This is a genomic window from Rhodococcus yananensis (assembly GCF_020515525.1).
GTDB lineage: Bacteria > Actinomycetota > Actinomycetes > Mycobacteriales > Mycobacteriaceae > Rhodococcus > Rhodococcus yananensis.
Genome location: NZ_JAIYEP010000118.1, coordinates 1 through 8,874, shown reverse-complemented (window position 1 = coordinate 8,874; position 8,874 = coordinate 1). Strand labels below are relative to the sequence as shown.

At 68.6% G+C, this 8,874-nt stretch carries 8 protein-coding genes and 1 pseudogene; 5 read left to right on the top strand and 4 right to left on the bottom strand.

Annotated features, from left to right (window positions below):
* Nucleotides 1-75 precede the first annotated feature (75 nt).
* On the bottom strand, nucleotides 76-1,773 hold the full coding sequence (locus tag LDQ05_RS18595; RefSeq protein ID WP_226438436.1) for a fumarate hydratase: 1,698 nt from the start codon (nucleotides 1,771-1,773) through the stop codon (nucleotides 76-78).
* A gap of 219 nt (nucleotides 1,774-1,992) precedes the next feature.
* Between LDQ05_RS18595 and LDQ05_RS18590 the strand changes: the two genes are divergently transcribed.
* Nucleotides 1,993-2,745 carry a CPBP family intramembrane glutamic endopeptidase gene (locus tag LDQ05_RS18590; protein WP_226438435.1) on the top strand — a complete coding sequence of 251 codons (753 nt, stop codon included), beginning with the start codon at nucleotides 1,993-1,995 and terminating at the stop codon, nucleotides 2,743-2,745.
* Between the two features lie 20 nt (nucleotides 2,746-2,765).
* Nucleotides 2,766-3,290: a 2'-5' RNA ligase family protein gene (locus tag LDQ05_RS18585; protein WP_226438434.1), complete on the top strand. Its 525-nt coding sequence runs from the start codon at nucleotides 2,766-2,768 to the stop codon at nucleotides 3,288-3,290.
* 16 nt (nucleotides 3,291-3,306) lie between these two features.
* Here the strand turns inward: LDQ05_RS18585 and LDQ05_RS18580 are convergent, their stop codons facing one another.
* The gene (locus LDQ05_RS18580; RefSeq protein ID WP_226438433.1) at nucleotides 3,307-3,522 is read right to left on the bottom strand and encodes a maltose regulon activator MalT; all 216 of its coding nucleotides are present in this window, start codon (nucleotides 3,520-3,522) and stop codon (nucleotides 3,307-3,309) included.
* A gap of 187 nt (nucleotides 3,523-3,709) precedes the next feature.
* Nucleotides 3,710-5,101 carry a carotenoid oxygenase family protein gene (locus LDQ05_RS18575; protein WP_226438432.1) on the bottom strand — a complete coding sequence of 464 codons (1,392 nt, stop codon included), beginning with the start codon at nucleotides 5,099-5,101 and terminating at the stop codon, nucleotides 3,710-3,712.
* A 164-nt stretch (nucleotides 5,102-5,265) separates the two neighbouring features.
* Here LDQ05_RS18575 and LDQ05_RS18570 point away from each other — a divergent pair, with 164 nt between their 5' ends.
* Together LDQ05_RS18570 and LDQ05_RS18565 are read left to right on the top strand one after the other, a co-directional pair.
* Nucleotides 5,266-6,198, top strand: coding sequence for a restriction endonuclease (locus LDQ05_RS18570; RefSeq protein ID WP_226438431.1), 933 nt, complete (start codon nucleotides 5,266-5,268; stop codon nucleotides 6,196-6,198).
* A gap of 130 nt (nucleotides 6,199-6,328) precedes the next feature.
* Nucleotides 6,329-7,051 carry a DUF1906 domain-containing protein gene (locus LDQ05_RS18565; protein WP_226438430.1) on the top strand — a complete coding sequence of 241 codons (723 nt, stop codon included), beginning with the start codon at nucleotides 6,329-6,331 and terminating at the stop codon, nucleotides 7,049-7,051.
* A gap of 12 nt (nucleotides 7,052-7,063) precedes the next feature.
* Here LDQ05_RS18565 and LDQ05_RS18560 read toward each other — a convergent pair whose 3' ends face one another.
* Nucleotides 7,064-8,497: an MFS transporter gene (locus LDQ05_RS18560; protein ID WP_226438429.1), complete on the bottom strand. Its 1,434-nt coding sequence runs from the start codon at nucleotides 8,495-8,497 to the stop codon at nucleotides 7,064-7,066.
* Nucleotides 8,498-8,670: 173 nt separating this feature from the next.
* On the opposite strand from LDQ05_RS18560, the pseudogene LDQ05_RS18555 reads away from it, so the two are divergent.
* A pseudogene (locus LDQ05_RS18555) lies at nucleotides 8,671-8,874 on the top strand (hypothetical protein); the annotation flags it as partial.

Sequence of the window (8,874 nt, the reverse complement as noted above, 5' to 3'; positions counted from 1 at the left end):
CCCTCGATCGAGTCACTCGATCGAGGGGTACGTTCGCTCAGGAGGGGCGAGCGGAAACCGCTGGAATGCGGGGGATTACAGACCGGGTCGCTTGCCGACGGTGAGGGTGACCTCGCCGGTGCCGGCGAAGAAGTCGTTACCCTTGTCGTCGACGACGATGAACGCGGGGAAGTCCTCGACCTCGATCTTCCAGACCGCCTCCATGCCGAGCTCCTCGTACTCGACGACCTGGACGTTCTTGATGCAGTCGAGTGCCAGGCGGGCGGCGGGGCCACCGATCGAGCCGAGGTAGAAGCCGCCGTGTGTGTGGCACGCGTCGGTGACCTGCTTCGACCGGTTGCCCTTCGCGAGCATCACCATCGAACCGCCCGCCGCCTGGAACTGTTCGACGTACGAGTCCATCCGGCCGGCGGTGGTCGGACCGAACGAACCGGACGCCAGGCCCTCGGGGGTCTTGGCGGGGCCGGCGTAGTAGACCGGGTGGTCGCGCAGGTACCGGGGCATCTCCTCGCCCGCGTCGAGCCGTTCCTTGATCTTCGCGTGCGCGATGTCGCGCGCGACCACCAGCGGCCCGGTCAGCGACAACCGGGTCTTGACAGGGTGCTTCGACAGCTCGGCGAGGATCTCCGGCATCGGCTTCGTCAGATCGATCTTGACGGCAGCTCCCTTGCCGGTGCCCGACACGCCGTCGGTCTCCGCGTCGAGTCGCTCGTCGGTGATCTCGGGGAGGAACTGTCCGGGGTTGAACTCGAGCTGCTCGAGGAACACACCCTCGGGGGTGATCTTCGCCTTGGCCTGACGATCCGCCGAGCACGACACGGCGATCGCGACCGGCAGCGACGCACCGTGCCGGGGCAGACGGACGACGCGGACGTCGTGGCAGAAGTACTTGCCGCCGAACTGCGCGCCGATTCCGATCTTCTGAGTGAGCTCGAAGACCTTCTTCTCGAGTTCGTGGTCGCGGAACCCGCGGCCGGTGATCGCGCCGTCGGTGGGCAGCTCGTCGAGGTAGTGCGCCGACGCATACTTCGCGGTCTTGAGCGCGAACTCCGCGGACGTGCCGCCGACGACGATCGCCAGATGGTAGGGCGGGCACGCGGCGGTGCCCAGCGACCGGATCTTGGCCTCGAGGAACTGCATCATCGAGTCGGGGTTCAGGATGGCCTTCGTCTCCTGGTACAGGTACGACTTGTTGGCCGATCCGCCGCCCTTGGCCATGAACAGGAACTTGTACGAGTTCTCGTGGCCCTTCGCGGTGTCCGCGTACAACTCGATCTGCGCGGGCAGATTGGAGCCGGTGTTCTTCTCGTCCCACATGGTGAGGGGGGCGTTCTGGGAGTAGCGCAGGTTCAGCCGGGTGTACGCGTCGTACACACCGCGTGCGATGGACTCCTCGTCGTCGCCGGGGGTGAGCACGTGCTGCCCGCGCTTGCCCATGACGATCGCGGTGCCGGTGTCCTGGCACATCGGCAGGACACCGGCGGCGGCGATGTTCGCGTTCTTCAGGAGATCCAGCGCGACGAACTTGTCGTTGTTCGATGCTTCCGGATCCTCGAGGATGCCTGCGAGCTGCTTCAGGTGATCGGTGCGCAGATAGTGCGAGATGTCGTGCAGCGCGGTCTCGGTGAGCAGGCGCAGCGCCTCGGGTTCGACCTTCAGGAAGGTGCGGCCGTCGGGTCCTTCGACGGTGGACACCCCCTCGCTGGTCAGCAGCCGATACTCGGTGGGGTCGTCCCCGATCGGCAGCAGGTCCTCGTAGAGGAAGTCGGCCATTGTCTCTCCTGAAAAAGGGCTGTGGGTCCGAAAACACAGTAGTGGCGGCGACGCAAGGCCTTGACAACGGGGGATGTGATCCGGCTCCCGACCCGTCTCGATGTGAGTCGTATCACGGAGGCTGCGGGGCGGATTCCGTACACTTGAACGGATGCCTCGCTCGAACACGCACTCCCAGATCACACCGGTCCGTACCCGTCGGATCGGCGGTGCCCTCGCGTGACCGTCGCAGAAGCCCAGCGGATCGTCCCGATCATCCGGCGTATCCCGCACTTCCACGCATGGATCGACCTCGCGGTCGTCGTCGCGGTGCTCGTCGCGACGAACCTCGTCGCGCACTTCACAACCGTATGGGCGTCGATCGCGACCGTGCCGGTCGCGGCAGGCATCCTGGTCGCGATCATGCGACAACGCGGCATGCGCTGGAGTGAGCTCGGATTGTCGCCGCGGCACTGGAAACGGGGCACGCTCTATTCCGTCGCGGCGATCGGGCTGGTCGCGCTCGTCGTCGGAATCGGTATCGCGTTGCCGTTCACCCGGCAGTTCTTCCTGTCCGAGCGGTACGCGACGGTGTCGGGTGCGCTCGTCGCATCGATGATCATCATCCCGTTGCAGACGGTGATCCCCGAGGAACTCGCCTTCCGCGGCGTCCTCCAGGGCAGCCTCGAACGGGTGTGGGGTGCCCGCGGGGTCTTCGCTGCGGGCTCGCTGTTGTTCGGGTTGTGGCACATCGCGTCGTCGCTCGGTCTGACGTCGGGCAACGCCGGACTGACCGCCTTCCTCGGTGCGGGACCGTGGGGGCAGATCCTCGGTATCGCCGGCGCCGTCGCCGCGACGGCCGCGGCCGGTTTCGTGTTCACCTGGTTGCGACGGCGCAGCGGAAGCATCCTCGCCCCGATCGCGTTGCACTGGTCGCTCAACGGCGCGGGTGCGCTGGCGGCCGCGCTGGTCTGGCACGTCACGGTGCGGTGAGAAGCCCGCGGTGATTTCCGATGGCGCTCGCGGTCTGCCTGCTCTTCGACGACAGCACCGATCGGATGCTGCGTCGATTGTGGCAGCGGCTCGAGGACGCCGGGATCGCCACGCTGCTCACCCACACGCACCGCAACCACGTCGCGCACCTGTCGTATGCGGTGCTGCGTGAGTACGATACCGACCGGGTCGCCGATGCTCTCGAAGCACTGCCCGACCACCCCGCGCACACCCTGACGTTCGACGCGGTCGGCCTGTTCCGCCGCGGGCGGGCGTCGCTCGTCCCAGCCCCGTCCGCGGACCTGCTGGCGCGGCAGGAGCGGGTCGTCCGCGTCGCCCAGGAGACTGGCGCGCAACTGCACCGGCACTATCGACCCGGACTCTGGACACCGCACTGCACGCTGAGTCCACGGGTGCGGCGCGAGGAGCTGCCGCGCCTGGTGTCCGAGGTGTACGACCTGCTGCCGGTCTCCGCGTCGGTGGTCGGCGCCGCGCTCGTCGACACGACGACCGGTGGGCGCCGCAGGCTGGTGACGCTTCCGTGAGCGTCACCCGGTGTCGTCAATCCTCGGGGTTCTCCACCCAGTGACCGTACGGTGGTGGCCCCTCGCTCTGGATCTGGATGCCGAACGACGCTGAGTGCTTCCACACGTATCCGTGCAGCACGTGTTCCTCGGACGTGGTGCTGTTGCTGACGACGACGTCGCCGCTGGGGCGCTGTTCGACGGCGAAGCCGTTGCCTCGGGCGTCGAGAACCCACCATTTCGCTGTGCTCATGACCGGTGCCTCCGCAAAGTGCTCGAAACCGCCTCCCGCAACGGTACCGTGACCCGGGTCACAACGGGAGGGTTCGCGGTCACCGCGCGCGGTATCCGGCCCTCGGATTCGCCACCCCCGCGTCGAGCGAATGTACCGCTTGATCGACTCATTCGAGTGAGCGATACATTCGCTCGGAATCGGGAGATCAGGTGCGGGGGATCCAGGTGCCGTGGAGGCCTGCGGGAACCCGGAGGGGCACGTGGATCTGCGCGACCGGGCCGGCGCCGGGATCATCGGCCGGCAGGATCACGAACCGGCTGGTCAGGTCGGCGCGGTCGGTTGCGAACGTTCCCCAGTAGCCCGCGCCGCCCGACGAACTCGGCAGGAAGCACGGCTCACCCACCGACAGTTCCGGGGCGCGCCACGTCGTCTCCGCGCCGTTGTCGACGTCGAACCAGCGCAGCGCGTCGGCGTCGCCCGCGACGAGGTCGGCGGTGCCGCTGCGGCCGATGGTCGCGACCGTGCGGTGCCGTCCGGTGACGGCACGGTCGTCGATGCGAGGGAATTCCATCGCCCCGTCGGCCGACGGGGCGCGGGTGACGCCCGTGTCGGTGATCACCGCGCGCTGCAGCGTCGACCTGTTCGGCTCGTCGACCTCGGCGAACCCACCCGGGTAGGTCCACTCGACGTAGTCGAGGACGACCGCACCGTCGTCCCGGTCGAACGCGTTGGCGGTATGCCACATCCAGAACGTATCGGTGGTGTGCCAGCGCACGGGCCCGCCGTCGCGGGGGATCAGTGCGATGCGGGTGCCGGAATCCGGATGCCAGGTCAGCGGGGATCCGCCGGAGAACAGTGCGCTCGGGTCGAACACGAGCGGTGCGAGAACCAGCACCGCGTAGCGGGAGGTCAGAGCCATGTCGTGGATCATCAGCGGGCGGTCGGCGCCGTCTACGGGTGTCGGTTCGCGGGTGACGGTTCCGTCGGCGGCGATCACCGCCCACGTCAGATAGGGCGCCTCGAAGACGTAGCAGAACACGACCATCTCGCCGGTCGCGGGATCGACCTTGGGATGCGCGGTGATCCCGACGGGCAATGCCCCGTCGAAGGTGTCGCGGGCGAGGGTTTCGAGGTCCGAGCCCAGTGTGTACGGCGGAGCGGACTCTGCGAGCGCGAACAGGGAACCCGCGTGCCGGATCACGTTGATGTCGGGTAGTTCGCGAATCGTGCCGGCCAGGTCGGGCCCGACCTCCTCGGCCGGTGGGAGGTACGGGTCGGTGATGCCCGCCCACAGTGCGCGACCGGCCCGCTCCTCCGCGACGACGCACGGGGTGCGCACGAAGCGGTTGGTGTACCGCAGTCCGTCGTCGCCGAGGTCGATCCGATGCACCATCGCGTCGCCGTCCAACGGGTACACGTACGTGCCGATCGGATCGAAGCGTGGATTGGGGCCGTTGCGCAGATAGGTGCCGTGCAGGTCGTCGGGAAGGACACCGTCGACGCGCAGACCCCGGACGTCCACCTCGTCGCGTTGCGGCGCGAACACCCCGCTCAGATGCGGGTGGTGGGCCGTGTCGACGGGCGGCGGGCGGTTCACGACGACCCCGCGGATCCGGTGTGCGATGCACGGTTCACGGTGATCATCGTAGGTGCGTGCCGGTGGTGCCCGGGCCCGAACGGGCGTGCCCGATCCGATAGGGTGGTCGGTGACGTGCAGGAAGCGGTCGGCGCAGGTGGCGGGCCGCGACGTTAGGGGAAGGTGTGCAGCGTCGGAACGTGGCCGGAGATCCCGTCGGAGACCCCACCGGCGATGAGATCGTGCTGCCGCCCTACACGGATCTGCTGTGGTCGACCCTGCAGTCGGTGATCGGCCTGGGCGGTTCCGGAGCCATCGAGGAGATCGACACGGCGGTCGTCGACCGCGAGGAGCTGTCGGCGGCGGCCCGGGCGGTCCTGCACGGTGAGGGTCCGGGCACCGAGATCGAATACCGGGTCGCGTGGGCGCGCACCTACCTCAAGGGGATGGGGCTGCTCGAGAACGCCCGCCGCGGTGTGTGGAGTGTGACCGAGCAGGGACGCACCGTGCGCGAATCCGAGATCAAGCCCATGTTGATGGCCTACACGGCGGAGAAGCGACGCAAGCGCACGGTGCGTGGATCCTCGTCCGGAGCGCAGGTGTTTCCGCTGGTCGCGGCGCCCGAGGATCCGGAGCTGTGGCGTGATCCGGTGCTCGCGGCGGTCGCGGACCTTCCGGCGGACGGATTCGAGCGGTTGGTCACCGTCGTTCTGAGGTCGACGGGATTCACGACACTGACGATCCCGGCGCCGGGGACGGTGTCCGTGGGTGACGACGCGGTGGAGGGCACCGGTGTGGTGCGGGTGTCGCTGCTGAGTTTCTCGGTGTTCTTCCGGTTCCTGCGCGGACGCGACCGGGTGGGTGCCGACGTGGTCCGGGAGTTCCGGGCCTCGATGGTGGGTCGCGGCGAGAAGGGTCTGCTCGTGTCCACCGGCTCGTTCACCGACGACGCCCGCGCCGAGGCGCACCGACACGGCGCACCGCCGATCGACCTCGTCGACGGTGAAGGGCTGTGCGACCTGCTCAAGGAACACGGACTGGGGGTGCGGACGTCGGTGCGCACCGTCGAGGACGTCGCGTTGGTCCCGGCGTTCTTCGCCGAACTCGCCGACCGCTGACGCACCGCGATCACATCGCACCTCGATTCGGGTGAATCGGGCCCGCCGCGCGATGTGGCGGATGTGACGGGCGGGATTGTGGTGCAATACCGGGTGGCCCGTCCGTCGCCGTACCGAATCGAGGCACCGCATGGCACTGACCCGTCGGGAAATACTGCGCTACAGCATGATCGGATCGGGTGTCGCGCTGGCATCCACCCTCGGCGCACCGGGTGTCGCCCAGGGGAGGGAGGTGCTCGGGACCATCGTCGACTATTCGGCGGCGGTGCCGTCACCCGCGTCCATCCGTGCGGCGGGGCACAGCGGGGCGATCCGCTACGTGTCGGATCGGCGGCCCGGTGCGGAATGGATGCGCGCCAAACCCTTGACCGCCGTCGAAGCCGACGCGCTCACAGACAGCGGGCTCGAGGTCGTGTCGTGCTACCAGTTCGGTAAGGGCGAGACCTCCGACTGGCTCGGTGGTTACGACGCCGGTCTCAAGCACGCGCGCCGCGGACTCGAACTGCACCGCGCCGCGGGTGGTCCGGACGACCGCCCGATCTACGCGTCGATCGACGACAACCCGACGTTCGTCCAGTTCACCACGCAGATCGCCCCGTACCTGCTGGCGTGGCAGGAGGTGGTGGGTCCGGAGAACACCGGGGTGTACGCGAACTCACCGACGATCGGGTGGGCGTCCGCGGTCGGTCTCGGCGCGTACTTCTGGCAGCACAACTGGGGAACCCCCGCCGGCCACGTGCATCCGCGTGCGAACCTGCACCAGGTGTCGGGCGGTGAGATCGACGGCATCGGCATCGACGTCAACCATGTGCTCACCTCCGACTACGGTCAGTGGTCGCTCAGCGCCCGATAGCGGATCGGCCGGTCACCGCGCCGATGTGTCGGCGACCGCCTCGAGCGGAGGTCGGGACCGGGGGATCATCGCGGTGAACACCAACGCCACCGCGGTCGCGGCAACCGCGATCAGGAAGGTGGCCCGGAACCCGGCGAGCGACGGGACCACTGCGTCGCCGATCCGGACCGTCATCGCGGCGAGCACCACGCCGACCACGGCGGCGGCGGACGACGTACCGATCGACCGCATGAGCGTGTTGAGGCTGTTCGCCGCCGCCGATTCGCTGAGCGGCACCGCCGACATGATCAGCGCCGGCATCGCCGCGTACGCGAGCCCGACGCCGGCCCCCACGAGCATCGCCGCGACGACGATGTGCCGGACCTCCGTGTGGAACCAGTACGCGAACAGGTAGCCCGCGCCGAGCGTGACCGCACCGCACGCGAGGGTCGTTCGTGCGCCGAATCGATCGGTGATGCGCGCGGACACCGGCGACAGCGACATCATCACCAGCCCGCTCGGGGCGAGCGCGATTCCCGCCATGAGCATGCTCTGCCCGAAGCCGTAACCGGTTTCGTGCGGGGCCATCAGCAACTGCGGGAACGCCAGCACGTTGGCGTACATCGCGAACCCGAGTGCGATGGACGCCGCGTTCGTCATGAGGACCGGCCGACGCCCGGACAACCGGACGTCGACGAGGGGCCGCGGCTGTCTCGACTCGAAGGACACCCAGCAGACGGCCACGACGACCGCCCCGGCCGACATACCGATCGTGACCGGGCTCGCCCACCCCCAGGTGCTGCCTTTGCTGACGGGCAGCAGCAGCAGGATCAACGCGACCGAGAGCAGGACGGCGCCGACGTAGTCGAATCGGCCCGGACGGCGCGCCTCCGACTCCGGAACGACCCACAGGGTCAGGACGATCCCGAGGACACCGATGACCGCCGACACCACGAAGAGCATGTGCCAGGTGGTGAGTTGAGCGATGCCCGCGGCGAAGGGAAGCCCGACGGATCCGCCGACGCCGAGCGTGGCACTGAGCGTCGCCATGGCGCCGGGCACACGCTGCGCCGGGAGTTCGTCGCGCAGTACCGCGATGGCCAGCGGGATGACACCGACCGCCGCTCCCTGGAGCGCGCGGCCGACGACGAGTGGGACGAGGCTCGTCGTCATCGCGCACACCACGGATCCCACGACCATCACGGCGAGGCTGCCCACGAGCATCCTGCGTTTGCCGTACATGTCGCCGAGACGGCCGCTGATGGGCGTGACGATCGCGCCCGCGAGGAGGGTCGCGGTGACCGCCCACGAAGTGCTCTCGGGGGTGGCGTCGAGCAGCACCGGCAACTGGGGCAGGAGCGGAACGATGAGCGTCTGCATGAGCGCCACACCGATGCCGCACAGGGCGAGGACCGGTACGAGCGCACGTGAGACCTGCCGGGTACGCGCGGTGGTCTCGGCGGTCATGGTTCCTTCTCGGTCCGCGCTCGTGAATCCGTTCGCGTGCGCAACGATCGACTGCTCGATCTGTCTAACACGCGGTCACGATGATCGGTCGTCCGATCCGCTCTGCGGGAGTGGTGTCGCCCGGTGAGCGGGACGACGCGTCCGCAGTGAATGGGACGACTCGTCCGCAGTGAATGGGACGACGCGTCCGCAGTGAATGGGACGACGCGTCCGCGGGCGAGCGGGAACTGCCCCGTGACGCGACGATGCCGCCGGAAACCGTCGTCGCGGCGGTCCGCCACAACCGCCCGGTGGTCACCGTGTCGCCACGGGCGAGGACCAGCGCATGGATCGCCCGGCTCACCCCTCAGGTGATGCGAGCCGGAACGAGATTCGAC